Genomic DNA, 1083 nt, shown 5'->3' with positions numbered 1-1083 from the left:
AGACCGCTGCAGAGTTCTGGAAACGAGCCCGTGGCTTCTTCGCCGAGGCCGGGATCGAGGTCAAAGCTGTCATGACCGACAACGGCGCCTGCTACCGATCTCACGTCTTCGCCGAAGCGCTCGGAGACGGCACCAGACACATCCGGACCCGCCCCTATCGACCCCAGACCAACGGCAAGGTCGAGCGGTTCAACCGCACCCTCGCCGAGGAGTGGGCCTACGCCGAGGTCTACCTCTCAGACGAAGCTCGCGCAGTGACGTGAGACGAGGACCTCCGGTATTGGAGGGGTTACCACAACCAACTCCGCCGGAGGTCCTCGTGACTCACGTTAATGCTCCGATGATGCCTGAGGGACGTCGTCGACTTGCCGTTCTGATCGTTGAGCAGGGTTGGAGCGCTCGGCGTGCTGCTGAGCGGTTCCAGGTCTCGCCGACGACAGCTGCTCGTTGGGCTGCTCGATACCGAGCGGGCGAGCCCATGTCGGACCGGTCATCTCGGCCGGCTCGGACGCCGACTCGGTGCTCACAGCGACTGGAACGGCGGATCATCAAGCTGCGTTACTGCCGGCGCTGGGGGCCGCACCGCATCGCCTACCATCTGGGCGTTCCTCGATCGACTGTCGGACGGGTGCTGGTCCGCTATCGGATGCCGCTGCTGGCCCACATCGACCAAGCGACCGGTTTGCCGGTCCGCAAACGCAAGGCGGTTCGCTATGAGGCTGCGGCGCCCGGTGATCTGGTGCATGTCGATATCAAGAAGCAGGGCCGGATCCCCGCTGGCGGTGGCTGGAAGGCCTTCGGCCGCGGCTCGGCTCAAGATCTGCGAGCTGGCTCAGCCCGCGACAAGGCGGCACGGCGGGGCGCTTCACCCTCACGCGGTTACGCCTTCCATCACCATGCCGTCGACGATCACTCCCGACTGGCTTACTCCGAGATCCTCGGCGATGAACGCAAGGAGACCGCTGCAGAGTTCTGGAAACGAGCCCGTGGCTTCTTCGCCGAGGCCGGGATCGAGGTCAAAGCTGTCATGACCGACAACGGCGCCTGCTACCGATCTCACGTCTTCGCCGAAGCGCTCGGAGA

Annotated in this window: 1 protein-coding gene and 1 pseudogene; both read left to right on the top strand. The window is 64.8% G+C overall.

Annotated features, from left to right (window positions below):
• A pseudogene (locus FHP06_RS15810) lies at positions 1 to 251 on the top strand (integrase core domain-containing protein); the annotation flags it as partial.
• A gap of 68 nt (positions 252 to 319) precedes the next feature.
• Positions 320 to 1083: helix-turn-helix domain-containing protein (locus tag FHP06_RS15805; protein WP_147687877.1), on the top strand; the 764-nt coding region annotated here is incomplete at its 3' end.

The organism is Aeromicrobium terrae, assembly GCF_008039565.1.
Lineage (GTDB): Bacteria > Actinomycetota > Actinomycetes > Propionibacteriales > Nocardioidaceae > Aeromicrobium > Aeromicrobium terrae.
The sequence above is the reverse complement of the archived record's forward strand: the minus strand, read 5'-3'. Positions and strand labels throughout refer to the sequence as shown.